The organism is Pseudomonas juntendi (assembly GCF_021560075.1).
GTDB classification, from domain to species: Bacteria; Pseudomonadota; Gammaproteobacteria; order Pseudomonadales; family Pseudomonadaceae; genus Aquipseudomonas; species Aquipseudomonas juntendi.
Genome location: NZ_CP091088.1, coordinates 759955 through 786151 on the forward strand (window position 1 = coordinate 759955; position 26197 = coordinate 786151).

At 61.1% G+C, this 26197-nt stretch carries 25 protein-coding genes and 1 pseudogene; 13 read left to right on the forward strand and 13 right to left on the reverse strand.

Annotated elements, in window-relative coordinates; genetic code table 11:
* Window positions 1-2: 2 nt before the first annotated feature.
* From L1P09_RS03500 to L1P09_RS03515, 4 genes and pseudogenes are all read right to left on the reverse strand, one after another.
* On the reverse strand, window positions 3-1724 hold the full coding sequence (locus L1P09_RS03500) for a tetratricopeptide repeat protein (RefSeq protein ID WP_235768497.1): 1722 nt from the start codon (window positions 1722-1724) through the stop codon (window positions 3-5).
* 1080 nt (window positions 1725-2804) lie between these two features.
* Complete coding sequence (locus L1P09_RS03505; RefSeq protein ID WP_232108607.1) at window positions 2805-3104, reverse strand: hypothetical protein; 300 nt, start codon at window positions 3102-3104, stop codon at window positions 2805-2807.
* 763 nt (window positions 3105-3867) lie between these two features.
* Entirely contained in the window at window positions 3868-4845 is a 978-nt protein-coding gene (locus tag L1P09_RS03510) for a hypothetical protein (protein ID WP_054903922.1), read from the reverse strand.
* Between the two features lie 10 nt (window positions 4846-4855).
* Window positions 4856-5344: pseudogene (locus L1P09_RS03515) on the reverse strand (Hcp family type VI secretion system effector).
* 787 nt (window positions 5345-6131) lie between these two features.
* On the opposite strand from L1P09_RS03515, the gene hemA reads away from it, so the two are divergent.
* The 6 genes from hemA (at window position 6132) to L1P09_RS03545 (ending at window position 11480) form a co-directional block, all read left to right on the forward strand.
* A complete protein-coding gene (hemA, locus tag L1P09_RS03520) occupies window positions 6132-7409 on the forward strand; it encodes a glutamyl-tRNA reductase (RefSeq protein WP_009682968.1) in 1278 nt (425 codons plus the stop codon).
* Window positions 7406-8488 carry a peptide chain release factor 1 gene (gene prfA / locus L1P09_RS03525; protein WP_009682967.1) on the forward strand — a complete coding sequence of 361 codons (1083 nt, stop codon included), beginning with the start codon at window positions 7406-7408 and terminating at the stop codon, window positions 8486-8488. The genes hemA and prfA overlap by 4 nt, the downstream gene beginning before the upstream one ends.
* The gene (gene prmC, locus L1P09_RS03530) at window positions 8488-9318 is read left to right on the forward strand and encodes a peptide chain release factor N(5)-glutamine methyltransferase (RefSeq protein WP_054903924.1); all 831 of its coding nucleotides are present in this window, start codon (window positions 8488-8490) and stop codon (window positions 9316-9318) included. Before prfA ends, prmC begins: the two co-directional genes overlap by 1 nt.
* Window positions 9312-10067: a molybdopterin-synthase adenylyltransferase MoeB gene (locus L1P09_RS03535; RefSeq protein WP_029886863.1), complete on the forward strand. Its 756-nt coding sequence runs from the start codon at window positions 9312-9314 to the stop codon at window positions 10065-10067. Before prmC ends, L1P09_RS03535 begins: the two co-directional genes overlap by 7 nt.
* Window positions 10060-10857, forward strand: a complete 798-nt coding sequence (gene murI / locus L1P09_RS03540) for a glutamate racemase (protein WP_029886862.1) — start codon at window positions 10060-10062, stop codon at window positions 10855-10857. The genes L1P09_RS03535 and murI overlap by 8 nt, the downstream gene beginning before the upstream one ends.
* A gap of 104 nt (window positions 10858-10961) precedes the next feature.
* Window positions 10962-11480, forward strand: a complete 519-nt coding sequence (locus L1P09_RS03545) for an acyloxyacyl hydrolase (RefSeq protein WP_033744719.1) — start codon at window positions 10962-10964, stop codon at window positions 11478-11480.
* A gap of 65 nt (window positions 11481-11545) precedes the next feature.
* Here L1P09_RS03545 and L1P09_RS03550 read toward each other — a convergent pair whose 3' ends face one another.
* The 5 genes from L1P09_RS03550 to L1P09_RS03570 all read right to left on the reverse strand — a co-directional run bounded on the left by L1P09_RS03550 (window position 11546) and on the right by L1P09_RS03570 (window position 16621).
* On the reverse strand, window positions 11546-12247 hold the full coding sequence (locus tag L1P09_RS03550) for an SDR family NAD(P)-dependent oxidoreductase (RefSeq protein WP_054903927.1): 702 nt from the start codon (window positions 12245-12247) through the stop codon (window positions 11546-11548).
* Between the two features lie 18 nt (window positions 12248-12265).
* Window positions 12266-13687: a deoxyribodipyrimidine photo-lyase gene (gene phrB / locus L1P09_RS03555; RefSeq protein ID WP_235768499.1), complete on the reverse strand. Its 1422-nt coding sequence runs from the start codon at window positions 13685-13687 to the stop codon at window positions 12266-12268.
* Window positions 13678-14577: a MerR family transcriptional regulator gene (locus L1P09_RS03560; RefSeq protein WP_009682959.1), complete on the reverse strand. Its 900-nt coding sequence runs from the start codon at window positions 14575-14577 to the stop codon at window positions 13678-13680. The genes phrB and L1P09_RS03560 overlap by 10 nt, the downstream gene beginning before the upstream one ends.
* Window positions 14567-15535: a YbgA family protein gene (locus tag L1P09_RS03565; RefSeq protein ID WP_064314336.1), complete on the reverse strand. Its 969-nt coding sequence runs from the start codon at window positions 15533-15535 to the stop codon at window positions 14567-14569. The genes L1P09_RS03560 and L1P09_RS03565 overlap by 11 nt, the downstream gene beginning before the upstream one ends.
* A gap of 99 nt (window positions 15536-15634) precedes the next feature.
* Window positions 15635-16621 (reverse strand): NAD(P)/FAD-dependent oxidoreductase, encoded by a 987-nt coding sequence (locus L1P09_RS03570; protein WP_009682957.1) that lies wholly within the window; start codon window positions 16619-16621, stop codon window positions 15635-15637.
* 187 nt (window positions 16622-16808) lie between these two features.
* Here L1P09_RS03570 and L1P09_RS03575 point away from each other — a divergent pair, with 187 nt between their 5' ends.
* Window positions 16809-17714 (forward strand): TIGR01777 family oxidoreductase, encoded by a 906-nt coding sequence (locus tag L1P09_RS03575; RefSeq protein WP_064314335.1) that lies wholly within the window; start codon window positions 16809-16811, stop codon window positions 17712-17714.
* Window positions 17715-17727: 13 nt separating this feature from the next.
* Window positions 17728-18741 carry a ferrochelatase gene (gene hemH, locus L1P09_RS03580; protein ID WP_235768501.1) on the forward strand — a complete coding sequence of 338 codons (1014 nt, stop codon included), beginning with the start codon at window positions 17728-17730 and terminating at the stop codon, window positions 18739-18741.
* A 78-nt stretch (window positions 18742-18819) separates the two neighbouring features.
* On the opposite strand, the gene L1P09_RS03585 is transcribed toward hemH, so the two are convergent.
* Entirely contained in the window at window positions 18820-20094 is a 1275-nt protein-coding gene (locus L1P09_RS03585; RefSeq protein WP_009682954.1) for a uracil-xanthine permease family protein, read from the reverse strand.
* Window positions 20095-20096: 2 nt separating this feature from the next.
* Window positions 20097-20735, reverse strand: coding sequence for a uracil phosphoribosyltransferase (gene upp / locus L1P09_RS03590; protein ID WP_235768502.1), 639 nt, complete (start codon window positions 20733-20735; stop codon window positions 20097-20099).
* A gap of 158 nt (window positions 20736-20893) precedes the next feature.
* On the opposite strand from upp, the gene L1P09_RS03595 reads away from it, so the two are divergent.
* The 3 genes from L1P09_RS03595 to L1P09_RS03605 all read left to right on the forward strand — a co-directional run bounded on the left by L1P09_RS03595 (window position 20894) and on the right by L1P09_RS03605 (window position 22325).
* Window positions 20894-21451: a hypoxanthine-guanine phosphoribosyltransferase gene (locus L1P09_RS03595; protein ID WP_009682952.1), complete on the forward strand. Its 558-nt coding sequence runs from the start codon at window positions 20894-20896 to the stop codon at window positions 21449-21451.
* A 44-nt stretch (window positions 21452-21495) separates the two neighbouring features.
* Entirely contained in the window at window positions 21496-21966 is a 471-nt protein-coding gene (locus L1P09_RS03600; protein ID WP_054903932.1) for a hypothetical protein, read from the forward strand.
* A 68-nt stretch (window positions 21967-22034) separates the two neighbouring features.
* Window positions 22035-22325, forward strand: a complete 291-nt coding sequence (locus L1P09_RS03605; RefSeq protein ID WP_009682950.1) for a PA4642 family protein — start codon at window positions 22035-22037, stop codon at window positions 22323-22325.
* Window positions 22326-22594: 269 nt separating this feature from the next.
* Here the strand turns inward: L1P09_RS03605 and mqo are convergent, their stop codons facing one another.
* Window positions 22595-24103, reverse strand: coding sequence for a malate dehydrogenase (quinone) (mqo, locus tag L1P09_RS03610; RefSeq protein ID WP_064314333.1), 1509 nt, complete (start codon window positions 24101-24103; stop codon window positions 22595-22597).
* A 765-nt stretch (window positions 24104-24868) separates the two neighbouring features.
* Here mqo and L1P09_RS03615 point away from each other — a divergent pair.
* Complete coding sequence (locus L1P09_RS03615; protein WP_029886852.1) at window positions 24869-25453, forward strand: YajG family lipoprotein; 585 nt, start codon at window positions 24869-24871, stop codon at window positions 25451-25453.
* A 94-nt stretch (window positions 25454-25547) separates the two neighbouring features.
* Here L1P09_RS03615 and L1P09_RS03620 read toward each other — a convergent pair whose 3' ends face one another.
* Window positions 25548-25754 (reverse strand): hypothetical protein, encoded by a 207-nt coding sequence (locus tag L1P09_RS03620; protein WP_009682946.1) that lies wholly within the window; start codon window positions 25752-25754, stop codon window positions 25548-25550.
* 160 nt (window positions 25755-25914) lie between these two features.
* On the opposite strand from L1P09_RS03620, the gene L1P09_RS03625 reads away from it, so the two are divergent.
* Window positions 25915-26175 (forward strand): hypothetical protein, encoded by a 261-nt coding sequence (locus L1P09_RS03625; protein WP_054903934.1) that lies wholly within the window; start codon window positions 25915-25917, stop codon window positions 26173-26175.
* The last annotated feature ends 22 nt before the right edge of the window (window positions 26176-26197 follow it).

Sequence of the window (26197 nt, forward strand, 5' to 3'; positions counted from 1 at the left end):
CGTTAAAGGGTCTCGGATCCGGTCAGGCGCAGAAGGGTCTTGCGCAGGAGGGGGCTGTCGGGCTGGGCATCGAAGCCCTTGGCCCAGACCTGGCGGGCTTCGCGGCGTTTGCCGTTGGCCCACAGCACTTCGCCCAGGTGGGCGGCCACTTCGTGGTCGGGGAAGTTGGCAAACGCCTGGCGCAGGTAGGTTTCAGCCACGTCGAGGTTGCCCAGGCGGTAATTCACCCAGCCCAGGCTGTCGAGCACTGCCGGGTCGTCGGGGGTCAGCTGGTGGGCCTTTTCGATCAGCGTCCGGGCCTCGGCGTAGCGGGTTGTGCGGTCGGCCAGGGTGTAGCCCAGGGCATTCAGGGCCATGGCGTTTTCCGGCTCGCGGGCGATGATCGCGCGCAGGTCTTGTTCCATCTGCGCCAGGTCGTCGCGTTTTTCGGCCAGCATGGCGCGGGTGTAAAGCAGGTTGAGGTCGTCCGGGTAGCGCTGTATGGCCTGTTGCAGCACCTGGTTGGCCTGGGTGTCCTTGTTGTTGTTGCTGTAGCTTTCCGATTCGATCAGGTACAGCTGGATGGCGTAGTCCGGCTGCGCTTCGCGGGCCTCGGCAAGCAGGCGCGAGGCCTCGCTGCCACGGCCGTTGGCGATCAGAATGTCGGCCTGGCGCAGTTGCGCCGGCAGGTAGTCGGGGCCCGGGCCGACCAGGGCGTATTCACGCAGGGCGCCTGCGGGGTCGTGGCGCTCTTCGCGGATACGGCCCAGGTTGAGGCGCGCGGCGTCGACGTTGCTGTCGCGCTCGACCAGTTCCTGCAGGTAGCCCTCGGCCTCGTCCCAGTCCTTGTTCTCCAGGCACACCAGGGCCAGGGAGTAGCGCAGTTCGTCGTCGTCGGGGTATTGCTGGACCAGGCTGAGGAATTCGCCCTTGGCATCGGCGATACGGTCCTGCTCGACCAGGGTGCGGGCGTAGGTCAAGCGCAGGCGTTTGTCGTCCGGGTTGTCGCGAATGGCCCCGCGCAGCAGGGGCAGGGCCTCGGGGCCGCGGTCCAGTGCCTGAAGCAGGCGGGCGCGCAGCAGGATCGGGGCAATTTCGCCGTTTTGCGGCGGGTGTGACTCGAGCAGTTCCAACGCCTCTTCGGGCTTGTTGTCCTGGTTCAGCAGCAGGGCCTTGCCGAACACCAGTTGGCTGTTGTCCGGGTACTTGACCAGCAGGCGGTCGAAGCTTTGCAGCAGGCCGTCGCGGGTGCTCTGGTCAGTCTCGGCTGCCGACAGGGCGAGGAAATCGAAGTGGGTGTCGCCTTGGCCCTGCAGCACCTTTTCCATGTACGTCATGGAATCGTCGTAGCGGCCGGCGCGGGCTAGTTGGATGGCGGCGGCGCGCTGGGCGTCGAGGTTCTGCGGGTCGTTGCGCGCCCAGACCAGTGCGTTGTCCAGGGCCGGCTCGTCGGCGCCGAGGTACTCGGCGATGCGATAGGCGCGTTCGGAAACCCCTGGGTCCTGGGTTTTCTCGGCCTGGTCGGTGTAGTTGGCCAGGGCGATGTCGAAGCGGTTGCGCTGGCCGGCCAGTTCCGCCACCAGCAGGCTGTAGAGCGTGTCTTGTTTGAACGATCCATACACCACGGGCTTCTCGGCCTCAGCCTTGGCGGCATCGGCAACGGGAGGCTCGGCCTTTTGCGGGGCCAGGCTCTGGCAGCCCTGGAGCAGGGCGAAGGCAAGCAGCAATGCGTATGGTTTGTTCATAGAAGGCTTAATAGGAGGACTCACCGGCGGTCGCAGCATGATGACACAAGCGCGGGGGCAAACCCACCTGTGTGGTGTCTGGTTAGCTGCGACCTTCGTGGTGGGAGAGGGTTCCGTGATGTAGTGGCTGTACCGGGTGTTTGGCTTTGGGTTTTTTGGCGGTTTATGAGATCGAGCGCAGATGGTGTAAAGGCGGACACCCGCGAAGCGCACCACTGCGTGGCGTTTACCCCAGAGCAGATGGTAGACGCCCTGCTGTAGCTCTCCGGCTGACGTTATTCTCTCGCTACCAACTGCGGCTTGGGTCCAGGGTATGCAGCCAAATGCGGAATAGAATAAGTGCTCCGATAAGTGTTGGGTGCATAGCCCCTAAGACGATCAGGGTGCGCTTCATGCGTATAGGGAAGCTCGTGACCTCATCAAGGTCAACTAAGCCTTTCCGTGCATATATCTTTGGTACTGTTAGCAGTATTGATATTGAGAGTGTGCGCATTACCTTGCCAATAAGGCCTGCTTGTGAAAAGGTTTTCTTATTTCCGCTTACGAATGCGCTATTCGGTAGTAGTGATTCGATCCTACCAAGATGATAGGTTGATATGTAGAGGGATGCGCAAAGCGTGATGATCATGGCGGCCAAAATTATAAATGCAACAATGCCCACAGCAGTGCTCATTGGGTGCCTACCTTTTCATACAGTACTTCGCCGAGCGCTTCCCCTACAGCACCGCCAAGCATGCTTCCTCCCGTGGCTCCCGCAGCCCCACCAATAACAGCGCAGAGGAGTGCGCCTGTACCGGCTGTTGGCACGCCAAGAGCGAGATACATACTAGTGGCAATAGCACCGCCGTAGCTTGCTGCTATCCCTCCCCCGGCGACACTGCCTGTCAAGGAAGATCCATGGACGTATTTAGCTCTTCTACACTCATTATCGCGGCCATCGGTACAGGTTTTTGTAGGAAATTTCCCCTCGTTACGTTGCCACGTCAGGTTTCGATTCGGGTCAAGTCGTATCGGCATGAAGTCATAGATAATGCGACAGCATCAAGGCAATGAACAAGGTGATGTGAATAATCCATAGGATTAACAAAATGCGCTTTTCGCGGAGGGGGAGTTTTTTACTTCCTCAATTTCAGCGTAACCCCTGTAAATGAAGATTTTGGGTATAGCCAACAGTGTTGCAATCTGGCCGGTTCTTATTGTTTTGCCCAAGAGTCCGGCGTGCTGGTAATTTTTGATGTTGTCAGATACGAGGCGAGAGGTGGGGAGGAAAGATTCAAAATGCTCGGTGTATTTGTGTGAAATAATAATTTGCGCGCTAGCGGCAATTAACATTGCTGTAATCAGGATCAGTGCGATCAGTCCTGGCTCTATGTTAGTCATTTTGAGAACTCGTGATACAAAAAGTCACCTAATACCTCGCTTTTTTTCTGCGAAATCACCGGCTAACTTCGCCCCGGCAGTGCCACCGATGACCGCGCAGGTGAGTGCCCTAGTCCGGCAGTCCCTACTCCTAGTGCCGGATACTGCGGGTGCAACAATATTCCCTCCTAGATAACCGCCTACAGCGCTACCAGCCAGGCCTCCAGCTAATGATGCAGAGTTTACATATGCGGCTCGCTTCAAGCATGGCGAATTTATAGACCGGTTACTGCTATGTTAAGCATTATGCCAATATAGGTTCACGCATATGCTATTGGCGCTGTTATTAGCAATAACAACGGGAGCGTTTGCTCGAGCTTCAATACTGGTTTTCAAAGGGTTTGGTAGTGATCAGCAGCATATAGGCATGCCCTAAATAATAGCAGTGTGAGAAAAAGTGCTAAGCACATAATGACGAGTCTGCTAAGTAATTTTTTTATGCGGGCCGGTAGTTGGTTTACTTCATTAATGTCTATCAGGCCTTTACGTGCATAGGCTTTTGGGGGGACTAACATTAAAGATATTGTCCCGAATCGAAAAACTTTTCCGATAAAGCCAAGTTCAGCGTATGTTTTTCTGTTCTCACTGATCAGCTTGCAGTTGGGTAGCAGAGATTCAATGTGTTCAGTCAGGCGATGGGACAAATATAGCGTTATCGACATGGATATGAAGATCGCGGTGATAAGGAGGGCGAACACCGCTCCCAAAATTTCATGAGCTGTGGTCACTTTATCACCCGTTCGTAGAATAAATCTCCCATGAATTCTCCACCATCGCTTCCGAACATCCCGCCTAGCATCCCCCCAAAGGCTCCGCCCGCTACACCGCAAGCGATAGCTCCAGGCCCGCCCGATACGGTTCCGAGAACCACGCCGCAAGCTGCTACGCCAACTATGTTGCCTGCATATGCGCCAACTACGCCTCCACCTACGCCACCTGCCAATGAACTACTCTCCACAATTTTAGCTCTTCTGCACTCTTCCTCTCTCCCTTCCGTGCAGGCTTTATTGATTGATAGGCCTGTACTCGAAACTTCCAGTGCAATGCCTAAATAAGTTCCTTTTTTTATCAGGTTAGCAGCCTTGCTCACACCGGCAACCTTATCCGCATACCCTGCAATCTCACCCGTATGCAAATAGCTTTTCGTGGAAATGGCTAGCATTCTTTTGATGGAGCCATTGTTGCGCAAGCCTGAGCCGAACGCCGCCAACCTGCGCAACTGCTCATCCAGCTTCGTGAAAAGCCCCGCCCGCTTGGCGTAAAACTGCTCGCGGGCTTTGAGGGACCCTGAGCTCATGTGCTCTCTATGCAGCGTCTCGATTTCCAGCAAGGTGTCTTGAATCGCTTTGAGATACTTGCTCCAACTATCGCTTACCACGCCCGTGCCCATGGACGCATGGGCGAGCAGACTCTTCAACAGCTCGAAATTGTCTACGAAAAACTCATCGGCACCCTGGCCGCTATGCATCAACCCCATATGGGTCACGGTAGCCTTCGACATCAAATACGCCTCCTGACTGGTACAGGAAGGCGTTGACCAGTCACCGACGATCACCAGTTCGCCGCTTCTGACCACGCTGTTGCAAATGTGCGAATTCAGGATGTCGAACTTGCTGGCCGAATGCCCAGTCAGCGCAAGGCCGGCCTTGAGGGTGTGGTAGTTCTGCATCCTGGGGTTGATGAACGCACGGGCTTCAGACATGGCGACCCCCTCAGGCGTACTTCTTGTTTCCGATCCGGTCCCACCCGCCAGCGATGTTGCCGCCGCCGGAGCCGTCAATGCGTTTTTGCTGGGTATAGGTGGTTTTGATTCTCCCGTAATCGAGCTGCACCACCTCTATCGGTACTCCATCGGCGGCGCTTTGGGTGTAGTCGGCAATGATCACTTCTTCGAGAATGATTTAGTAATATTTGAGCTTGTCGCCGCCCGCGCGGCAGAGTGCGAGTTTAACTTCCTTGAGATGTTGGCCTGCGCAGCTGGCTTCCATCAATTTGCAACTGGCACTGTCGAGAAACTTGGTGAAGGTGAAATGGCTGACGGCCGTGCGGCCTGATGTGGCGCCACCGGCAGAGCTTGCGGTGGCTGAAGTGCTTTGGCTTACACCGAATTGGTAACCTGTGACTTCGATCCATTTGTTGTATTTTTCGTCCAAGGCCTCGCCTGGGATATCATCGATTTTTATATAAGCGTCAAAAGCCATGCTTACCTCTCTTTGGTAATCATTGTCAGGTTTTAATTTTCTGGTGAGGAACCAAATCCAGATCAGTGATGGGAAAGGCTAGGCATTGAAATTGGGTGAAGCAATAGCTGGATCCGCAATTCAGAAATGGACTACAAGTCGATGGAAAAAATCGATACAGATATGTCGAAAAAAGTAATTCACATAAGCTTTTGTAGGAAATATCCCCTCGTTACATTGTCACGTCGGGTTTCGATTCGGTCAGGTCAAGGCGTCTGTTATGTGCCGCTGCTTCAGTGGCGTAGCGGGCTTCGGTTTTGCTTCTAAGCACGCGGTAGTTCACGCGCCGCAGATTGCGACTTCAGGAGGCCGAGCGAAGGGCATGCGCAGGGAGGTGACGGGCATGGATGCCCGTCAAGCGCTGAGGCCCCATGGATGGGGCCTGCAGCGCGTACCCCCGGGAGCATGCCCGTAGCGAAGGGACCCCGGAGCGCAGCGTAGGGGCCGGATGATGGGAGCGGACGGCTTTGGTTGCTTTGGCCACGACCAAAGTAACCCGCCGGAAGGGCGCAAAGGTGACTCAGCGCCACCATCGCGAACGAATACCTACTCGGTGTGAATGCCCACATCTTGCTAAAGCTAAAATCCGAGCCAGATCAAAATCAGGATCCGGGGCTGGAATCACAGCTGGTGCGGGCGTGCAGCCGGCGATAGCCGCCGCGCTATCAGCGCAATAGCGAACGGTGGTTGTCCTGAAACCTGCGAAAGAGGACAATTATCGGCTTCCTGTCACAACCAGCGACTTCGCATGGCCTTTCTTGCACTCGGTATCAACCATAAGACTGCCTCGGTAGACGTACGCGAGCGCGTGGCGTTTACCCCAGAGCAGCTGGTAGACGCCCTGCAGCAGCTCTGCCGACTGACGTCCAGCCGCGAAGCGGCGATTCTGTCGACGTGCAACCGCAGTGAACTCTATATAGAGCAGGACCACCTGTCCGCCGACGCCGTACTCAAATGGCTGGCCGATTACCACCGCCTCAGCCTCGACGAACTGCGCGCCAGTGCCTACGTGCACGAAGAGCACGACGCCGTGAAGCACATGATGCGCGTGGCCTCGGGCCTCGACTCGCTGGTGCTCGGCGAGCCCCAGATCCTCGGCCAGATGAAGTCTGCCTACGCCGTGGCCCGCGAAGCCGGTACCGTCGGGCCGTTGCTCGGGCGCCTGTTCCAGGCCACCTTCAGTGCTGCCAAACAGGTGCGTACCGACACCGCCATTGGCGAGAACCCGGTGTCGGTGGCCTTTGCCGCCGTCAGCCTGGCCAAGCAGATCTTCGCCGACCTGGGGCGTAGCCAGGCCCTGCTGATCGGCGCCGGCGAAACCATCACCCTGGTCGCCCGCCACCTGCATGAGCAGGGCGTGCGCCGCATCGTGGTGGCCAACCGCACCCTGGAACGCGCCAGCATCCTGGCCGAACAGTTCGGTGCGCATGCCGTTCTGCTGGCCGACATCCCCCAGGAGCTGGCCAACAGCGACATCGTCATCAGCTCCACTGCCAGCCAGTTGCCGATCCTTGGCAAAGGCGCGGTCGAAAGTGCGCTGAAGCAGCGCCGGCACAAACCGATCTTCATGGTCGACATCGCCGTGCCCCGCGATATCGAAACCGAGGTCGGTGAGCTCGATGACGTCTACCTCTACACCGTCGATGACCTGCACGATGTGGTGGCGGAGAACCTCAAGAGCCGCCAAGGCGCTGCCCAGGCTGCCGAAGAACTGGTGACAGTCGGCGCCGAAGACTTCATGCTGCGCCTGCGTGAACTGGCTGCCGTGGATGTGCTCAAGGCCTATCGCCAGCAAAGCGAGCGCCTGCGCGACGAAGAACTGCAAAAGGCCCAGCGCCTGCTGGCCAACGGCGGCAACCCCGAGGACGTACTGGCCCAATTGGCCCGGGGCCTGACCAACAAACTCCTGCATGCGCCCAGCGTGCAGTTGAAAAAGCTCTCGGCCGAGGGGCGCGTCGATGCGCTGGCCATGGCCCAGGAACTCTTTGCCCTCAACGAGGGCTCGACGGACAAAACCCCGCAATGAAAGCGTCGCTGCTGAACAAACTGGAAATTCTCCAGGACCGCTTCGAAGAACTCACCGCCTTGCTCGGCGATGCCGAGGTCATTTCCGACCAGACGCGCTTTCGCGCGTATTCCCGCGAGTACGCCGAGGTCGAGCCGGTCTATGCTGCCTATAAAGAGTGGCGCAAAGTCCAGGACGACCTCGAAGGTGCCCAGGCGCTGCTCAAGGACAGTGACCCGGACATGCGCGAAATGGCCGTGGAAGAAGTGCGTGAAGCCAAGGAGCAGTTGCTGACCCTGGAGGCGCAGCTGCAGCGCATGCTGCTGCCCAAGGACCCGAATGATGGCCGCAACGTGTTCCTCGAGATCCGCGCCGGCACCGGTGGCGACGAGGCCGCGATCTTCTCGGGTGACCTGTTCCGCATGTATTCGCGTTACGCCGAAAAGCGTGGCTGGCGCCTGGAGATTCTGTCCGAGAACGAAGGCGAACACGGCGGCTACAAAGAAATCATCGCCCGTGTCGAAGGTGAAAACGTCTACGGCAAGCTCAAGTTCGAGTCCGGCGCGCACCGCGTGCAGCGTGTGCCGGAGACCGAATCCCAAGGCCGCGTGCACACTTCCGCCTGCACCGTGGCGGTACTGCCCGAGCCAGACGAACAAGCGGCCATCGAAATCAACCCGGCTGACCTGCGCGTGGACACCTACCGCGCCTCCGGTGCCGGCGGCCAGCACGTCAACAAGACCGACTCGGCGATCCGCATCACCCACTTGCCCACCGGCATCGTGGTGGAGTGTCAGGAAGAGCGCTCGCAACACAAGAACCGCGCCCGCGCCATGTCCTGGCTGTCGGCGAAGCTCAACGACATGCAGACCAGCGCCGCCCAGAACGCCATTGCCAGCGAGCGCAAACTGCTGGTCGGGTCGGGTGACCGCTCGGAACGTATTCGTACCTACAATTACCCACAGGGGCGGGTGACCGATCACCGTATCAACCTGACCTTGTATTCGCTGGACGACATCCTCAGTGGTGGCGTGGACGCGGTGATCGAGCCGCTGCTGGCCGAATACCAGGCCGATCAACTGGCTGCCCTGGGGGACTGATGACCATCATCGCCAGCCTGCTGCGCAACGCACAGTTGCCAGAATCGCCTACCGAACGCCTGGATGCCGAACTGCTGCTGGCAGCGGCCATCGGCAAGTCGCGCAGTTATCTGCACACCTGGCCCGAGCGGATCGTCAGCAGCGAAGACGCGCAGACCTACGCCGGGTACCTGCAGCGCCGCCGCGGCGGTGAGCCGGTGGCGTATATCCTTGGCCAGCAAGGTTTCTGGAAGATCGACCTGGAAGTCGCGCCGCACACGCTCATCCCACGGCCGGATACCGAGCTGCTGGTCGAAACCGCCCTCGAACTGCAGCCCGCAGCCCCAGCCAGGGTTCTCGACCTGGGCACTGGCACGGGCGCCATCGCATTGGCTCTGGCCAGCGAGCGCCCCGCCTGGCAGGTCACGGCCGTAGACCGGGTGGCAGAGGCCGCTGCGCTTGCCGAGCGTAACCGGCAGCGCCTGGGCCTGAGCAATACCCAGGTGCGCCTCAGCCATTGGTTCGACAGCCTGGCCGGTGAGCGTTTCGACCTGATCGTCAGCAACCCGCCCTACATCGCCGCCGCAGACCCACACCTGGTGGCTGGCGACGTGCGTTTCGAGCCCAGCAGTGCGTTGGTGGCTGGTCCCGATGGCCTGGACGACCTGCGCGTGATCGTCACCCAGGCCCCTGGGCACCTGGTGCCGGGTGGCTGGTTGCTGCTGGAGCATGGCTATGATCAGGCCGCGGCAGTACGGGCCTTGCTGGTCGAACAGGGCTTCAACGAGGTGGCCAGCCGGACCGATCTGGGTGGCCATGAACGCATCAGTCTGGGGCGCCTGCCATGCTGAGTGATCTGGAACTGCTGCGCTACAGCCGCCAGGTGCTGCTGGCGCAGATCGACATCGACGGCCAGCTACGCCTCAAGCACAGCAAGGCATTGATTGTCGGGCTGGGTGGCCTGGGTTCGCCGGTCGCCCTGTACCTGGCAGCCGCGGGGGTTGGCGAACTGCACCTGGCGGACTTCGATACCGTCGACCTGACCAACCTGCAGCGCCAGGTGCTTCACGACAGCGACAGTGTCGGCATGAGCAAGGTCGACTCGGCGCTGCAGCGCCTGCAGGCCATCAACCCTGAAGTCACCCTGGTTGCCCACCGCCAGGCGCTGGATGACGACACCCTGGCAGCCGCGGTGGCGGCCGTCGACCTGGTACTGGACTGCTCCGATAATTTCTCCACGCGCGAGGCGGTCAACGCCGCCTGTTTCGCCGCCGGCAAACCCTTGGTCAGCGGTGCGGCAATCCGTTTGGAGGGGCAGCTGTCGGTGTTTGACCCGCGTCGCGACTACAGCCCTTGCTACCACTGCCTGTATGGGCATGGCAGTGAAGCCGAGCTGACCTGTAGCGAGGCGGGGGTGATCGGCCCACTGGTGGGCCTGGTCGGCAGCCTGCAGGCGCTGGAAGCGATGAAGCTGCTGGCAGGCTTCGGCGAGCCGCTGGTCGGCCGGCTGCTGTTGATCGACGCCCTCGGCACCCGTATTCGCGAACTGCGCGTCAAGCGCGACCCGGCGTGTGCCGTGTGCGGCAAGCGCGATGGCTGAGCGCTCGGCGCCGGTCGGCGTGATGGACTCAGGTGTTGGTGGCTTGTCGGTGCTCGCCGAGATCCAGCGCCTGTTGCCCAACGAGACACTGCTGTACGTGGCCGATTGCGGCCATGTGCCTTATGGTGAAAAATCCCCGGACTACATCCGTGAGCGCTGCCGGCGCATTGCCGGGTTCTTCCGCGAGCAAGGCGCCAAGGCCCTGGTGCTGGCCTGCAACACCGCCACGGTGGCGGCCGCAGCGGATCTGCGCGAGCTATACCCGAACTGGCCATTGGTGGGGATGGAGCCTGCAGTAAAGCCTGCCGCGGCTGCGACACGCTCAGGCGTGGTTGGCGTGCTGGCCACCACCGGCACGTTGCAAAGTGCCAAGTTCGCGGCTTTGCTCGACCGCTTCGCCAGCGACGTGCTGGTGATCACCCAGCCTTGCCCGGGGTTGGTCGAGCTGATCGAGACCGGCGACTTGTGCAGCCCCACGCTGCGCCAGATGCTGTGGGGCTATGTCGAGCCGCTGCTGGCCGCTGGTTGTGACACCTTGATCCTGGGCTGTACCCATTACCCCTTCCTGCGGCCGCTGCTGGCCGGCATGGTGCCGCCAGATGTGGCCATCATCGATACCGGTGCCGCCGTCGCCCGCCAGTTGCAGCGGCTGCTAGGCAACAATGGCCTGCTGGCCGCCGGACCGGCGCAGGCTACCCGCTTCTGGACCAGCGCCGATCCCTCTTCCCTGAAAAAAATCCTGCCTGTGCTGTGGCATAAGTCTGACGATGTGCAAAGCTTTGCCATGTGAAAAAAACGTGAAGAAAAGCTGAACTATCGTACCACTGCCGCTTTCTATGCCTTGCCTGAGATGAGGCGCTTATTAAAACAGCACTAGGATGAAGGATGTTTCTCATGAAGAAACTGCTGGGCTTGGCGGCGGCTGCCGTTTTCACCATGGGGCAGGCAGTATTGGCGCAGGCTGCTGATGTATCGGTTTCGGTAGGGCAGACCGGTGACTCGACGATGGTCTACCGGCTGGGGCTGCAGTCGAACTGGGATGCCAGCTGGTGGCAGACCAGCGTCGGCCGCGTGACCGGCTATTGGGACGGTGCCTACACCTATTGGGACGGCGACGACACGGCTAGCAACCACAGCCTGTCGTTCGCACCCGTGTTCGTGTACGAGTTTGCCGGCCAGTCGGTCAAGCCCTACATCGAGGCGGGCATCGGCGTGGCAGCTTTCTCCAGCACCGAGCTGGAAAGCAACGAACTGGGTTCGTCGTTCCAGTTCGAAGACCGCATCGGCTTCGGCCTGCGCTTCGCCGGTGGGCATGAAATTGGTGTGCGTGCGATTCACTACTCGAACGCCGGCATCAAAGAACCCAATGACGGGGTTGAAAGCTACAGCTTGCATTACCGCATGGCGCTCTGACCCGATCGGGTCAACCATCAACCGCCAAGCGCGACCCAGGTTCGCGCTTGGCGGGGAGCCTGCCGTCACCTTGGCGGCAGCGGCCATAGCCCACTGAGGTCAAGCGTCTCCAGTACCAACTCGGGCTCAGCCGCGGGCCAGCGCCGCAACAACTCCTGCGCGGCGCTTTGCGGCGTCCACTGCTCCGGAAAGGCTTGCGCAGGCGTCACTGGCGTTTTCAGCGACTGCGGTCCTACCACGGTCAGCGATATCCCCAACGCCTGGAGCGCATCACGTTGCTCACGTACCCACTGCGGCAGGTGGTTCCAACCGGCGGTTACCTGGGTTGGCGCGTACAACTGCAGGGCCGAATAACGGTTGAAAATAGCCATCACCTGGGGTGAATCACCCTTTGCCAGCAAGGGCGTCACCGCTGTCAGGCAGTGCTTGCCCGCCAGCTGGTTGCTGGTGACGATGGCCTCGATCAATTCGCTGTCAGCCACATCGCCCGGCAGGTAATCGCTGGTGCCGGCATTGATGATCACGCCGTCCAGTGAGTGCCAGTGACGGGCGATCAACTGACAAGCGTCAGCGGCTTGCTGTGCATCGTGCAACTGCCAGGGCACTTGCAGGAATTGCTGGCCATAGCGTTCGCCCAGCGCTTCGAACGCAGGCGCATCCTTGCCACTCGCGGCCACCCGGTGGCCTTGGTCGAGCAGCCCTTGCAACAACGCCAAGCCAAGTCCATTGCTTGCGCCTGTAACCCAAAAACTGCGTGAGTTATTCAAGACGTTCTGCCCCTTTTGTTACCGTCGCGGCAGGCCTTTGAAGGCCTCCAATGCACGTTGGCGACTACTGCCCAGATCAACTATTGGATTGTGATACGAATTACCAGCGAAAAGATCCGTAGATTTCATCGGACCATGAATTGTTTTTTCATCGATATCGCGAAGCTCCGGCAGCCAGTGACGAATGAAACGCCCCTCAGGGTCGAACCGCTGCGATTGTGAGACCGGGTTGAAAATGCGGAAATAGGGCACCGAATCGGTGCCGGTAGAGGCGCTCCACTGCCAGCCGCCATTGTTGGCGGCCAGGTCACCATCGATGAGGTGGCGCATGAAGTGACGCTCGCCCTTGCGCCAGTCGATCAACAGGTTTTTGCTGAGGAACATGGCGACGATCATGCGCAGCCGGTTGTGCATCCAGCCCGTGTGCAGCAGCTGGCGCATGGCCGCGTCGATGATGGGGAAGCCGGTGCGGCCCTGCTCCCACGCCTCGAGATCGCCCGGCGCATCGCGCCAGGGCAGGGCTTCGGTATGGCTGCGGAAGGCGCGGTGCCGCGAGACCTGTGGGTAGCCGGTAAGGATATGCTTGTAGAATTCGCGCCACAGCAGTTCGTTGACCCAGGTCTGCACACCCGTGCTACCGCTGTCGAGCTCGCCCTTGTTGGCGGCAAGGGCCCCATGCAAGCACTGGCGCGGGGAAATTACCCCGGCGACCAAATAAGGCGAAAGCTGGCTGGTCCCCGGCATTGCCGGCAGATCCCGGGTTTTAAGGTAATCGTCGATGGTTTCGTCCAGAAACTGAGACAGGCGCTGCTGTGCATGGGCCTCGCCCGCCGGCCAGTGCTCACGCAAGGCGCGCGGGGTTTTTTCGAAGCCGTCGATATGTTGCGGGATCGGGTCACTGTGGATCTTCAGCGCAGCCTGGCGCTTTACCCGCCGGGCCAGCGCAGGCAGGCTGCGGTGCAGGTGTTCAAGGCAGGTTTTCTTGAACTGGCTGAATACCTGAAAGTAATCGCCACTGCGGGTCAGGATGGTGCCTGGGCGAAACAGCAGTTGGTCGAGATAGCTGTGCGCCTGGACAGACGCTTTTTCCAGCAACTTGCGCGTAGCAGCGTCCCGGCGCTGCTCGTTGATGCCGTATTCCTCGTTCCAGTGCACGCTTTGCACCTGGTGTTGCTGGCAAACATCGAGTACGGCCTGAGGCGCCTGGTCCCAGGTGTCGATCTTGCGGATCAGCAGCGGGATGTTCATCTTTTCCAGCGCCTGGCGCAGGTCGCGCAGGTTGCGTAGCCAGAAATCGACTTTGCAGTCGGCGTCGTCGTGCGCACGCCATTGCCCGGGGCTGACCAGCCACAAGGCGATGGTCGGCCCGCGTTCGGTCGCAGCGCTCAGTGCGGTGTTGTCATCGATGCGCAGGTCACTACGCAGCCAGGTCAGGTGCATGGGGCATTGATCTCTACAGGCTGGCGGTCATGGGCTTGAAGCAGGCGCAAGGCCGCTTGCGGGGTATCGAACAGGAAAAGGTCAGGCAGTTCGCTGTCTTTGAGGCGGGTTTCATGCAGTGCAACCATGCTGCCACCAAGCAACTTCGGCCCCGGCACCCCTTGCAGGGCACGCAGCAAGGCTTTGTCGTCCATGCGCGGGCCCAGGTGCAGCAGCACGGCCCGGGGTTGGAAGATGCTGACTGCGCTTTGCAGTTGCGCTGCGCTGACAGGCTGCTCGAGCACCTCAACGGGGATGCCATTGCTGGTGAACAACCAGGCGCACAGCCACAGCCCTGGGCTGAAGGCGCGCTCGCTGTCTTCGGCCAGAAGCACGGCGGGGCCGTGCAGCAACTGGTTGTCGTGGTAGACGCGGGCGCCCAGCTTGCTGCGTAGCCAGCCGTAGAAGAACACCTGCTCCAGCCGCGCGTTGAAGTAACTGCCCCAGCGCAGGTCGAGCAGGTCGAGCAAGGGCAGCAGCAATTGTTCGCACAGGGTCAGAGCCGGATACAGCGCCATGGCCTGGTTAAGTTGCTGGTCCAGGTTACGTTGCGACAGGCCGGCGATGGCTTCGACCAGCTCGTACTGACGGGCTTGCCAGTCGCCTTTGGGCGCGCTGCTGGTTGGTTTGTCGAGCAACTCGCGCACTTGGCCAACAGAGGCACCCCGCTGCAACCAGGCCAGGATCGTTTCTACCCGTTCCACCTGGCTTTGTGGGTACAAACGGTGCCCCTTGGCTGTGCGTTGTGGTTTCAGCAGGCCATAACGGCGCTCCCAGGCGCGCAGTGTGACCGGGTTCACCCCGGTGCGGCGGGCCAACTCGCCTATTGGTAACAGCACCTCAGACCGCATTGCGTAAACCCAGGCTTTCAGGGTGGGGTTGCAGGTAGGTTTGCTGAAGCAGGTACGGGTCCGGGTGCTTGCGCAGGTGGTGTTTGAGCAGCGTCAGTGGCACCACCAGCGGCACGACGCCCTGCTGGTACTGGCTGATGATCGTCTGCAGCTCGGCTTTGTCCTGCTGGGTGAGGGTGTCCTTGAAATAGCCGCTGAGGTGCTGCAGCACATTGCAGTGGGTGCCACGGCTGGCACAGCGGCGCAGCGCCTGCATCAGCTGGCTGAAATACCGCTGGCCCACCTGTTGTGGGTCATCGTCCTTGCTCATGCTGCCGAGCAGGCGCCCGAGGGTGCGGTAGGCCTGAGGGTTGTTGGCCATCAACAGGTATTTGTAGCGCGAATGGAAGCTCACCAAGGCACCCCGGCTGAGGCCCTCGGCCAGCAGGCGTTGCCAGTCGGCATAGGCATAGACACGGCTTATGAAGTTCTCGCGCAGCACCGGGTCATGCAGCCGGCCTTCCTCTTCCACCGGCAGGTCGGGGCGTAGCGCGCAGAAGGCCTGGGCAAAGGCGCCGCGACCACTCTGCACCGCAGGGTGGCCGTTTGGCTGATAGACCTTGACCCGTTCCAAGCCGCAGGACGGCGATTTCTGCATGAAAATGTAGCCGCAGATGTCACCCAGCTCCGCGGCCATCTGTTCGCCATAGCTGCGTAGCGGCCCGGTCAGGTCCATGCCCGGGTTGCGGGTGCCGACCACTTCAGGGTTGTTCGGGTCGCCAACCAGGCGGATCGGATCGCGAGGCACGCCTAGCCCGATGGCTACCTCTGGGCAAACAGGCAGCCATTCGAAATGTTCTTCCAGTTGCGTGCGACACAGGTCGGAGGCCTTGTGGCCGCCGTTATAGCGCACGCTGTGCCCGGTGAGGCAGGCGCTGATGGCAATACGCGGCTTGCTGTGGGTGGGCGGGTTTTGCATGACTGCCTCCGAAAACCTGTACGTTTGTAAAAACTTGTACAGGTTTATTCCAGCACAGTGCGGAAGTTATGCAAACCAGTTTTTTTGTATAAGGTGAAATCAGTCCAAATGTTCGAGCAGTCGCCGTGCTGCTTCCTGGCCGCTAAGCCAGGCGCCTTCTACACGCCCCGACAAGCACCAGTCGCCGCATGCATACAAGCCCTGGTCGGCATCGGCCAGGGCGCCCCACTCATGGTTGCTGCTCGGGCGGGCATACAGCCAGCGGTGGGCCAGGGAGAAAGCAGGCGCGGGCACCACGCAGCCGATCAGTTCGGCGAATTCGCCGTACAGATGCTCGATCACTGCCTCTCTGGGCAGGTCGATATGCTGCCGGCTCCAGTCTGCCGTTGCGTGCAATATCCAGGTATCGGGCTGCTCGTCACGGCCAGGCTTGCTGCGGTTGCGTGCCAGCCAATCGAGGGCGCTGTCCTGCACGAAGCAGCCTTGCATCGGTGTATCCAGCGGGGCCTGGAATGCCAGGGCCACGGCCCAGGTGGGTTCCATCTGCACGCCGGCCGCCACGGCGGCCAACTTGGGCGTGGCGGCCAGCAGCGGTGTCGCCTGGGGCGCCGGCACGGCAATTACCACGCGGCTGAAGGGGCCGTGGCTGCAGCCGTCGGTATCCTGCAGGTGCCAGTACTGCTTGCCGCGAAACACCTCGGCAATGCGGCAGTCGAAGTTCACCGTCACGTCCTTGAGCAGGCCGCGGGTGATCGCGCTCATGCGCGGCACGCCTACCCAGCGTGTCTGCTCGTCGGGGGAGGGGCTGAGGGTGCCGTCGCGGTAGTTGTACAGCTGGGGTTTCCACTGTTCTGCCCAGCCTGCGGCCACCCATTGCTGGACCTGCTCGACAAAGCGTCGGTCGCGGGCAGTGAAATACTGCGCGCCAAGGTCGAGGGCGCCGGCCTCGCTGCGCTTGCTGGCCATGCGCCCGCCGCTGCCCTTACCTTTATCGAACAAGTGCACCGACTGCCCGGCCTTCTGCAAAGCCTGGGCGGCAGACAAGCCGGCGATACCGGCACCAATGATGGCAATAGGTACTGTCATGATGGCCTCTTCAAACCTTGCTATGAGCAGACTACGCTGTCAGGAAAACCTGTACAAAGCAAAAATATTGTATAAGGTAATTCCGCTTTGCCGGACAGGTTGGCCTATGTTTATCCGAGAGCGTCGGGTCAAAAAAGTGCCTTGATGTTAAAAATAGACCACCGCTGCAATCTGCGAGGACACAGGCATGCATATATTGCTGACAGGCGGTACCGGGTTGATTGGCAAGCACCTGTGCCAGTACTGGCTCAGCCAGGGTCACCGGCTGACAGTCTGGAGCCGGCGGCCACAGGAGGTGGCAAAACTCTGCGGCGCCGGGGTGCGGGGCATCGCCAGGCTTGAGCAACTGGAGGCAGACGATCAGCTCGATGCAGTGGTCAACCTGGCGGGGGCGCCGATTGCCGAACGGCCCTGGACGGCCGCCCGGCGCAACCTGTTGTGGGCTAGCCGCATTGCCCTGACCGAGCAGCTGCTGGCTTGGCTGGGTACCCGCGAACAGCGCCCTGAGGTGTTGCTGTCCGGGTCAGCGGTGGGCTGGTACGGAGACGGCGGTGAGCGCGAACTGACCGAGGCCTCGCCCCCGGTGCGGGAAGATTTCGCCAGCCAGTTGTGTATAGCCTGGGAAGAAACAGCCCAGCGCTCGCAGGCCCAGGGCATCCGTGTGGTGCTGGTGCGTACTGGGCTGGTGCTGGCCAGCGATGGCGGCTTTTTGTCGCGCTTGCGCATCCCTTTCAAGCTGGGGCTGGGTGGGCCGTTGGGCAACGGTCGGCAGTGGATGCCGTGGATCCATATAGACGACCAGGTCGCCCTGATTGATTTTCTCTTGCAGCATAAGGACGCCAGCGGTCCTTATAATGCCTGCGCTCCAGCGCCCGTGCGCAACCGCGAGTTCGCCAGGCGGCTGGGCCGTGCGCTGCATCGGCCGGCGCTATTGCCGGTGCCGGCACTGCTGCTCAAGGCCGGCTTGGGCGAGCTGTCGACTTTGCTGTTGGGCGGCCAGCGTGCGCGCCCGGTACGTTTGCTGGAGGCGGGCTTCGCCTTCCGCTTCAATGATCTGCAATCGGCCCTGGACGACCTGTCCAGCCGCCTCTGACATAGGACGCTGCATGACTGATCACGCCCTGCTGCTGGTCAACCTGGGTTCCCCGGCCTCCACTTCGGTGGCCGATGTACGCCGCTACCTCAACCAGTTTCTGATGGACCCGTACGTGGTGGACCTGCCTTGGCCACTGCGGCGGCTGCTGGTGTCGTTGGTCCTGATCAAGCGACCGGAGCAGTCGGCCCATGCCTATGCGTCCATCTGGTGGGAAGAGGGCTCGCCGTTGGTGGTGCTGACCCGCCGCCTGCAGGCTGCCATGGTCGAGCATTGGCCGCATGGGCCGGTTGAAATAGCCATGCGTTACGGCCAGCCGGCGCTGGAGGATGTGTTGGCGCGTCTGGCAGCGCAGGGCGTGCGCAGGGTTACCCTGGCGCCGTTGTATCCACAGTTCGCGGACAGTACGGTGACCACGGTCGTGGAGTTGGCGAAACAGACCATCCAAGAGCGCCAGTTGCCGTTGCAAATGCGGGTGCTGCAGCCGTTCTACGAGCACCCCGCGTATATCCAGGCACTGGCGGCCAGCGCCGAACCTTACCTGGCACAGGATTACGACCACCTGTTGCTGAGTTTTCATGGGCTGCCGGAGCGGCACCTGAAAAAGCTGTACCCGCGCGGCAAGCATGATCTGCGTGCAGCCGACTGCTGCAAAGATGCCAGCGCCGAGGTGCGCGCGGTGTGTTACCGGGGTCAGTGCCTGGCGACCGCCAAAGCGTTTGCGGCGCAGTTGGGTATACCCGACGGCAAGTGGTCGGTGAGTTTCCAGTCGCGGCTGGGGCGTGACAAGTGGATCGAACCGTACACCGAAACACGCCTGGACGAGCTGGCCAAGGCGGGGGTCAAGAAGTTGCTGGTGATGTGCCCGGCATTCGTGGCCGACTGCATCGAAACGCTGGAAGAAATCGGCATGCGCGGCAGTGAGCAGTTTGTCGAGGCCGGCGGGCGGGAGCTGGTGCTGGTGCCGTGCTTGAACGACCACCCGCAGTGGGTGAGGGTGTTGGCGGACATGTGTGAAAAGGCCTGAGTGAACCGGCCTTTTCGCGGGTGAACCCGCTCCCACAGGGTGTTTTGCTGCCCTGTGGGCGCTCAGGTCAAGGGTGGCTCAAGGCTGCTGATCCTCGAGCTTCTTGTGCTTCCAGCCGTCATTGCCAGGCAAGATCAGGTTCAGGGCAATCGCCACGATGGCACACAGTGCAATCCCCTTCAGGCCCCAGTCATCCGGGCCATCACCGCTGCCGATCAGTACCCCGCCAATACCGAACACCAGGGTCACCGACACGATCACCAGGTTGCGCGCTTCGGCCAGGTCGACCTTGTGGCGGATCATGGTGTTCAAGCCTACCGCGGCGATCGAGCCGAACAGCAGGCACAGGATACCGCCCATCACCGGCACCGGAATACTCTGCAGCAGCGCGCCGAACTTGCCGATGAACGCCAGGGTAATGGCGAATACCGCCGCCCAGGTCATGATCTTCGGGTTGTAGTTCTTGGTCAGCATCACCGCACCGGTCACTTCGGCGTAGGTGGTGTTGGGCGGGCCGCCGAACAGGCCGGCGGCGGTGGTGGCCAGGCCGTCACCCAGCAGGGTGCGGTGCAGGCCGGGCTTCTTCAGGTAGTCACGGCCGGTTACGCTGCCAACCGCGATAACCCCGCCAATGTGCTCGATCGCAGGTGCCAGGGCTACTGGAACGATGAACAGAATGGCCTGCCAGTTGAACGCTGGCGCCGTGAAGTTGGGCATTTCCAGCCAGGGGGCAGCGGCAATTCTGGCCGTGTCGACCACGCCAAAGGCAAATGACAGGGCAAAACCCACCAGCACGCCAGCGATGATCGGCACCAGGCGGAAGATGCCTTTGCCAAACACAGCGACGATCAGTGTGGTCAGCAGCGCCGGCATGGAGATCAGCATGGCTGTCTTGTACGGCAGCAGCACGCTGCCGTCGCCAGCCTTGCCCATCGCCATGTTGGCGGCAATCGGCGCCATGGCCAGGCCGATGGAGATGATCACCGGCCCGATCACCACGGGCGGCAGCATGCGGTCGATGAAACCGGTGCCTTTGATTTTCACCATCAGGCCCATGAAGGTATACACGAAACCTGCGGCCATCACGCCGCCCATGGTCTCGGCCAGGCCGAATTGACCTTTGGCGAGAATGATCGGGGTGATGAAGGCGAAGCTGGAAGCCAGGAACACCGGGACCTGACGGCCGGTGACCAACTGGAACAGCAAGGTACCGATACCCGCGGTGAACAGCGCGACGTTCGGGTCCAGGCCGGTGATCAGTGGCATCAGTACCAGCGCACCGAATGCCACGAAGAGCATCTGCGCGCCCGAAACGACCTGGCGCCAGAGCGGGTCGTTGAAGCCGTCCTGCATGTTCAGGCGTCCTTTTGCTTGGTGCCGAAGATCTTGTCACCGGCATCGCCGAGGCCCGGCACGATATAGCCGTGCTCGTTCAGGCGCTGGTCGACCGAGGCGGTGTAGATCTGTACATCGGGGTGAGCTTTTTCCACCACGTCGATGCCTTCTGGTGCCGCGACCAGGACCATGGCGCGAATCTCTTTGCAGCCAGCCTTCTTCAACAGGTCGATGGTGGCAACCATCGAGCCGCCGGTTGCCAGCATGGGGTCGATGATCAATGCCAGGCGCTGGTTGATGTCCGGGGCGAGCTTTTCCAGGTACGTATGGGCTTCGAGGGTCTCTTCGTTGCGGGCAACACCGACCGCGCTCACCTTGGCACCCGGGATCAGGCTGAGTACGCCGTCGAGCATGCCGATGCCGGCACGCAGAATGGGCACTACGGTGATCTTCTTGCCGGCGATTTTCTCTACCGCGACCTTGCCACACCAGCCGTCGATCTCGTAGGTTTCGAGCGGCAGGTCCTGGGTGGCTTCATAAGTCAGAAGAGCGCCGACTTCCTGGGCGAGTTCGCGAAAATTCTTGGTGCTGATATCGGCACGGCGCATCAGGCCGAGCTTGTGGCGGATCAGCGGGTGGCGGATCTCACGAGTGGGCATAGGGGGGCTCCGAAAGGCGGGCAAAAAAACCGCGCTAGATTAATCTATTCAGCCTGCGCTGTCGTCTGGTCATTCTGCACGTTAGTCCATAAACGCTTGATCTGTGACGAGCGGATGCGTACCTTTGCCCGCTTTTCCAAAATCCCCCGGAGCGCGCCATGTCCGCCGATCTCGAGCATATCCGTCAAGTCATGCGTGAAGCTGACTGCCTGTACACCGAAGCTGAGGTCGAAGCGGCCATCGCCAAGGTGGGCGAGCAAATCTGCAAGGACCTGCACGACAAGAACCCTGTGGTGTTCTGCGTGATGAACGGTGGCCTGATCTTCTCCGGCAAACTGCTGACCCACCTGCAGTTCCCGCTGGAAGCTTCCTACCTGCACGCCACGCGCTACCGCAACCAGACCAGTGGCGGCGAGCTGTTCTGGAAGGCCAAGCCCGAGGTGTCGTTCATCGACCGCGACGTGCTGATCGTCGACGACATCCTCGATGAAGGCCATACCCTCAGTGCCATCATCGAGTTCTGCAAGCACGCCGGCGCGCGCTCGGTGTACACCGCCGTGCTGATCGACAAGGACCACGACCGCAAAGCCAGCCCGGACCTCAAGGCCAACTACGTGGGCCTGCCCTGCATTGACCGCTACATCTTCGGCTATGGCATGGACTACAAAGGGTACTGGCGCAACGCCAACGGCATCTTCGCCGTCAAGGGCCTGTAAAAACGTCCACGTGCTAGAGTGCGGCTTCATACAAGGAGCCTCACATGCGTGCGTTTCTCCCCCTTCTGGTGGCCATCAGCCTGCCGCTGGCCGCTGCACCGCTGCACAGCCAGTTCCTGCCCCCGGACGACCTGGCCCTGCGTCAGGAAGCACCCACCAGCCAGCAGTTGCTGCAAGTGACCGACTACTCGGTGGTAGTCGGTGCCCAGCGGCAGTCCGACCAGCAGCCGATCCCGATCACCTCGTCGCTGCAAGTGCGCCTGAAGGGCAAGCCGCTGAGCAAGGGGGCGACCATTGCCCAGGTGCTGCTGACATTCGACGGTGAGGCCGCCAAGAGCCTCAAGAAACCGGTGTACGACGACAAGACCCGCACCTTGAGCCTGAATTACCCCCTCAGCGACTACCGGGTGATCATGGACCTGCTGCGCAACGAAACGCTGTATGTGCAGTTCCTCACCTATGGCAACGGCCATATCTGGGCCGACCTGCACACGGGCACCGTACGTACGCGTTGAGGCGCGCGGCCTGCGGGGGGTAAACTGCCGGCCTTCGAAATTCCGTGATGGTCCAGATGGAGCCGGCAATGCGTAAAGACAAGAAACAGGTAATCGGTGACGAAATCAGCGACGACTACATCAAGTCGTTCCTTCAGTTCGAGCCGGCCGATGGCGTCACCTCACCCTCGCTGCACAAACTGGTGAAAGCCTACCGCGGCCTGCGTGTGGACGACTTCCAGCGTTTTGTCGGGTTCTTCGTCGAAGCCGGCCTGGACCTGGATGGCAAGGACGAACACGGCAAAACCTTCGTCGAGCAGATCGCCGACCAGCGCAATGCGCAGGAGTACATCGAGATCATCGCCCAGGCCCGTGGTTGATCGTTGGCCTGTGCCGCTTCCTCGCGGCCCAGGCTGACCAACACGCCGGCAAAAAAAACGCCCCGAAGGGCGATGCCTGTCCTTTAAGCGTTATTGGGGCTGCTTTGCAGCCCTTCGCGGGCGCGCCCGCTCCAACACGTTTGGCGCTGCACTCAAGAAATGCGCGACTCCTGTGGGAGCGGGCGTGCCCGCGAAGGGCCGCAAAGCGGCCCCCAATTACGTCACTGACTGGCATTACCCCGAAGGGCGTTGTTTCGTTACCGGGCCAATCAGGCGTAATGCTTGGCTGCCGGGCTGCTTTCCACCAGGTCCAGTGCCGCGTCGTTATCTGCACTGATCTTGCGGTACAGGGCCGCATCGGTCGCCAGGGTCTTCTCGCGTGCGGGGAAGATTTCCTTGAGTTTTTCGGCCCAGGCCCCTTTGGCCTGCTCAGGGAAGCAACGCTCGATCAGTTCCAGCATGATCGAAACGGTCACCGAAGCACCTGGCGAGGCGCCGAGCAGTGCAGCCAGGCTGCCGTCCTGCGCCGAGACCAGCTCGGTGCCGAATTGCAGCACGCCGCCTTTCTTCGGGTCTTTCTTGATGATCTGCACGCGCTGACCTGCGACTTCCAGGCGCCAGTCTTCGGCCTTGGCCTGCGGGTAGAAGCGCCGCAGGGCTTCCAGGCGCTGTTCCATCGACTGCATCACTTCGCTGACCAGGTACTTGGTCAGGTCCATGTTGTCGCGGGCCACGGCCAGCATCGGGCCGATATTGCCCATGCGCACCGACAGCGGCAGGTCCATCAGCGAACCGTGCTTCAGGAACTTGGTGGTAAAGCCGGCATAAGGGCCGAACAGCAGCGAAGTCTTGCCGTCTACAACCCGGGTGTCCAGGTGCGGTACCGACATCGGTGGCGCCCCCACGGCGGCCTGGCTGTAAACCTTGGCCTGGTGCTGCTTGACGATTTCCGGGTTGTCGCAGCGCAGCCACTGGCCGCTGACCGGGAAGCCGCCAAAACCTTTGCTCTCCGGGATGCCGGACATCTGCAGCAGCGGCAGGGCCGCGCCGCCGGCGCCCAGGAACACGAAGCGGGCGTCCACTTCACGGCTGCCGCCGCTGTTGACGTCCTTGATGCTGACGGTCCAGCCGCTGCCGTTACGGCGCAGGCCGACGACCTTCTTGCTGTATTTGACCTGCGCGTGCGGCGCGTCACCCAGCAGCTTCAGCAGCTTCAGGGTCAGGGCGCCGAAGTTGACGTCGGTGCCTTTGGCAACGCGGGTCGCGGCGATGTGCTGGTCGGCAGGGCGGCCAGGCATCATCAGCGGCATCCAGTCGTTCATCACGGCCTTGTCTTCGGTGTACTCCATCTCGGAGAAGGCATGGTGCTGCTTGAGCAGCTCGAAGCGCTTCTTGAGGAAGGCAACACCCTTGTCACCCTCGACGTAGCTCAGGTGCGGGACAGGGTTGATGAACGCACGCGCCGAGCCGAAGTTGTCCTTCTTGCTCAGGTAGGCCCAGAACTGGCGCGAAACCTCGAACTGGGTGTTGATGTGCACGGCCTTCTTGATGTCGATGCTGCCATCGGCGGCCTGCGGCGTGTAGTTCAGCTCGCACAGGCCGGCATGGCCGGTGCCTGCGTTGTTCCAGGGGTTGGAGCTTTCCGCGGCTCCGGAGTCCATCGCCTCGACGACCTCAAGCTTCAGGGTCGGGTCAAGCTCCTTGAGCAGTACGGCCAGGGTGGCACTCATGATGCCCGCGCCTACCAATACCACATCAACCGATTCGTTCTGCGCCATTTAACGCGTCTCCACAATCTACAGCTACCTAATTGACAGCATAGGACCTGGGGTTGCCAGGGTCGCCATGTCCGGCTTTTCGCAGTTCTTGCAACTTCCGCGGACACCGCCAACCAGTCTTCGGGTTCAGGTATTGAACGCCGTTTGCCAGTGCTGCGGCAATTCGACTTATGGTCAAGGTGTCGTGCGTGCGTTATGGAGCGGGTCAGGCACTCATGAAGGATGAGCGCATTTGCCGCCTGTTCAGGGCTGTTCGGGACACATCTGCCGCTTTTACACATGCCAGACTGTTCATTTGCTCGCCACACTCTTGTGAAGTTGTGAAAACCGTTTTTTCACGCTCTTTTGGAGACGTGAACCTCAAAAAGGGACTGCGCGATGGCAACCCGCAGGTTCATGCAGCGTGAAGGGCCGGAAAAGCAGGCACGACAGCCGATGCAAGACCTGAGTGGAAGGCTCTCTGTGGGCGAAGCGTTGAAGTTGCCGGGGTCAATCGGCGAGTGCGGGGCCCGATCAGGAGACGTCCTTATAATCGGGGGGAGATTATAACGATGTCGCGGGCAGAAATGTCGCCATTCGTGGTTTTTATTGCAGCGTTTGTCAGGCCAGGCGCATGCGCGGCTGCCAATGCCGGCTTGCACAGGCGCAAAGTACAGGCCCGGGCAGTGCATGAAAGCATTGTCACAAGCGGGCTGGGACCGATGACTGGCCGATGCGGGGCTGGGTATACTGTGCGCCTTAGCCGCATTTTCTGGAGAAACGCGCATGTTGCAACGTCTGTTGTTCGGTTTGCTTGCCGTGGCCAGCCTCAGCCTGGTCGGTTGTGCCCACAGCCCGCAACAACTCAACCCGCAACCCACGCTCAAGGCTCAACTCGCGCCGGTCGGTCATGGCCAGCCGGTGGTGGTCCGGGTGGTTGACGGTCGCCCATCGCAGTCGCTGGGTACCCGTGGTGGCATGTACCCTGAAACCAGCACCATCAGCGTCAGTGGCAACGACGTGGTGCCCAAGCTGCAGGCCCAGGCTGAAGCGGCTGTGCGCCTGCTCGGCTTCACGCCTACGGCCAACGCCTACAACGCGCCGCAGTTGACCGTGACCCTGGCCGAGCTGAAGTACCAGTCGCCCAAAGACAACCTTTACGTGACCGAAGCCACGATCGGTGCCACCTTCCGTGCCGACGTGAAGAATGGCGGCCGCAGCTACAGCGGCCGTTACGGTGCGTCGCTCGACCAGCGCTTCGGCATGGCACCGAACCAGGACACCAACACCCAGTTGGTAGGCGACGTTCTGAGCGATGCGCTGACCCGCATGTTCAAAGACCCGAGCATTGGCCAGATCCTGGCCCAGTAAGCCCTCGGCGCTGCTGAAAACCCGCTGCCTGGTCGTCAGGCAGCGGGTTTTTTGTGCCTCGCCAGCGCTTGCGGGTGCGCTGGCCGGCGCAGGTTCACGCCGCCTCTATGTGGAAATCCAGCAGGCTGAAGCCAGTGCCGGCGTCCACCTCCGGCAGGTCTGCATGCACATGCCCGCCCAGCGCGCAGTAGACCAGCCACTGGCGGTCTTGCACATTGATGGCAAAACCATCGATCAGCGCCTGTTGCTCCTCGCTTTGGGCAACGAGGTAAAGGCGGTCCTGGTTTTCGGCGTGCAGCATGAAGTAGCTCCGGCTCATGGGAAGGTCGACAGGGTGGCCTGCCCAGATGACGAGCCGATGACAGATGAAATTAAATGACAGTTTGTCGCCAATGCCGGGCAGCGGAGGGTGATTTGCGTAGAATGCGGGCCTTTGCCGTCGCTTACACCGAGGTTGCGTGATGTCCTTGCAAGTGCTTTGGGGTTTTCTGGCCGCCCATCCCACCAAGTTGATCAATGTGCTGGCGCTGCTGCTGACCTGCCCGGGCGGGTTGCTGCTGCAAAGCGCTAGGCGGCGCGCGGCCGAAACCCGCGAGAGCCTGGCGCTTGAGGAGGGGGTAGTGGATGCCTTCGACCTGCGCGTGCCCAAGTACTTCTACATTCTGGGCTTCGCTTGCCTGGCCATGGCGCTGCTGCTGTCCTGGTTCAGCACCTGGGTTTGAGATTGCGGGGCTGCAAGGCAGC

Excerpts from the sequence above, each read along its gene's own strand:
- L1P09_RS03500 (WP_235768497.1), bottom strand. The coding sequence starts at position 1,724 with ATGAACAAACCATACGCATTGCTGCTTGCCTTCGCCCTGCTCCAGGGC.
- L1P09_RS03560 (WP_009682959.1), bottom strand. The coding sequence starts at position 14,577 with ATGCGGTCTGAGGTGCTGTTACCAATAGGCGAGTTGGCCCGCCGCACC.
- upp (WP_235768502.1), bottom strand. The coding sequence starts at position 20,735 with ATGCCCACTCGTGAGATCCGCCACCCGCTGATCCGCCACAAGCTCGGC.
- murI (WP_029886862.1), top strand. The coding sequence starts at position 10,060 with ATGGCTGAGCGCTCGGCGCCGGTCGGCGTGATGGACTCAGGTGTTGGT.
- L1P09_RS03545 (WP_033744719.1), top strand. The coding sequence starts at position 10,962 with ATGAAGAAACTGCTGGGCTTGGCGGCGGCTGCCGTTTTCACCATGGGG.
- L1P09_RS03585 (WP_009682954.1), bottom strand. The coding sequence starts at position 20,094 with ATGCAGGACGGCTTCAACGACCCGCTCTGGCGCCAGGTCGTTTCGGGC.
- L1P09_RS03620 (WP_009682946.1), bottom strand. The coding sequence starts at position 25,754 with ATGCTGCACGCCGAAAACCAGGACCGCCTTTACCTCGTTGCCCAAAGC.
- L1P09_RS03565 (WP_064314336.1), bottom strand. The coding sequence starts at position 15,535 with ATGCAAAACCCGCCCACCCACAGCAAGCCGCGTATTGCCATCAGCGCC.
- L1P09_RS03510 (WP_054903922.1), bottom strand. The coding sequence starts at position 4,845 with ATGTCTGAAGCCCGTGCGTTCATCAACCCCAGGATGCAGAACTACCAC.
- L1P09_RS03600 (WP_054903932.1), top strand. The coding sequence starts at position 21,496 with ATGCGTGCGTTTCTCCCCCTTCTGGTGGCCATCAGCCTGCCGCTGGCC.
- prmC (WP_054903924.1), top strand. The coding sequence starts at position 8,488 with ATGACCATCATCGCCAGCCTGCTGCGCAACGCACAGTTGCCAGAATCG.
- hemH (WP_235768501.1), top strand. The coding sequence starts at position 17,728 with ATGACTGATCACGCCCTGCTGCTGGTCAACCTGGGTTCCCCGGCCTCC.
- L1P09_RS03625 (WP_054903934.1), top strand. The coding sequence starts at position 25,915 with ATGTCCTTGCAAGTGCTTTGGGGTTTTCTGGCCGCCCATCCCACCAAG.
- prfA (WP_009682967.1), top strand. The coding sequence starts at position 7,406 with ATGAAAGCGTCGCTGCTGAACAAACTGGAAATTCTCCAGGACCGCTTC.
- hemA (WP_009682968.1), top strand. The coding sequence starts at position 6,132 with ATGGCCTTTCTTGCACTCGGTATCAACCATAAGACTGCCTCGGTAGAC.
- L1P09_RS03575 (WP_064314335.1), top strand. The coding sequence starts at position 16,809 with ATGCATATATTGCTGACAGGCGGTACCGGGTTGATTGGCAAGCACCTG.
- L1P09_RS03505 (WP_232108607.1), bottom strand. The coding sequence starts at position 3,104 with ATGACTAACATAGAGCCAGGACTGATCGCACTGATCCTGATTACAGCA.
- mqo (WP_064314333.1), bottom strand. The coding sequence starts at position 24,103 with ATGGCGCAGAACGAATCGGTTGATGTGGTATTGGTAGGCGCGGGCATC.
- L1P09_RS03615 (WP_029886852.1), top strand. The coding sequence starts at position 24,869 with ATGTTGCAACGTCTGTTGTTCGGTTTGCTTGCCGTGGCCAGCCTCAGC.
- L1P09_RS03595 (WP_009682952.1), top strand. The coding sequence starts at position 20,894 with ATGTCCGCCGATCTCGAGCATATCCGTCAAGTCATGCGTGAAGCTGAC.
- L1P09_RS03535 (WP_029886863.1), top strand. The coding sequence starts at position 9,312 with ATGCTGAGTGATCTGGAACTGCTGCGCTACAGCCGCCAGGTGCTGCTG.
- L1P09_RS03605 (WP_009682950.1), top strand. The coding sequence starts at position 22,035 with ATGCGTAAAGACAAGAAACAGGTAATCGGTGACGAAATCAGCGACGAC.
- L1P09_RS03570 (WP_009682957.1), bottom strand. The coding sequence starts at position 16,621 with ATGACAGTACCTATTGCCATCATTGGTGCCGGTATCGCCGGCTTGTCT.
- phrB (WP_235768499.1), bottom strand. The coding sequence starts at position 13,687 with ATGCACCTGACCTGGCTGCGTAGTGACCTGCGCATCGATGACAACACC.